At 53.3% G+C, this 612-nt stretch carries 2 pseudogenes; both read left to right on the top strand.

Annotation, left to right across the window (positions count from 1 at the left end):
• Window positions 1-310: pseudogene (locus tag HMPREF1546_RS05780) on the top strand (mobilization protein); the annotation flags it as partial.
• Window positions 307-612 (top strand): annotated as a pseudogene (locus tag HMPREF1546_RS05775) (topoisomerase); the annotation flags it as partial. The pseudogenes HMPREF1546_RS05780 and HMPREF1546_RS05775, both read left to right, overlap by 4 nt.

Raw genomic sequence — 612 nt, 5'->3', positions numbered from 1 at the left:
GCCCAGAGCCAAGTACAAGGCAGAGCATGAAGCGAAACTGAAACAGTTCTACGCCGCCAGACGAAAGCTGACCGGAGAGTTCCCGGACGGCAAGGTGGATATGAAAAAGCTGACCGAAGAGTATGACGAGTTGGAACAGGCGCATGAAACCACCTACGGCGAGTTCAAGACCGTAAGAGACGATTTACACCGTCTTTGGAAGGTCAAGTCATGCGTAGATACTGCCACCCGATTTAACGAGCGCACAGAGGAACAAAAGCTCCAAAATCGACCCCAAACACGACACAAAAAGGAGGAACTATCCCGATGAATTATACCCAAGCGCAGATTGACCGGGCAAACGCCGTCAGTCTGGAAGATTTTCTCCGCACACAGGGAGAGACGCTAATCAAAAGCGGACGAGAATACCGCTGGAAAGAACATGACAGCTTGACCGTCCGTGGAAACAAGTGGTTTCGACACAGCCAGAGCAAGGGCGGCTATCCCATTGATTTTGTCATGGAGTTTTACGGCAAGTCCTTTCCCGAAGCCGTCCAGCTTCTGACCGGCGAAAGCGGCGAGGGGCAGACCGAAGCCGCCACAGCACCGCCCACAGCGTTTCACTTGCCCTTG

This window comes from Oscillibacter sp. KLE 1745 (assembly GCF_000469445.2).
Taxonomy (GTDB): domain Bacteria; phylum Bacillota; class Clostridia; order Oscillospirales; family Oscillospiraceae; genus Oscillibacter; species Oscillibacter welbionis.
This window is presented reverse-complemented; position numbering and strand designations above follow the sequence as displayed.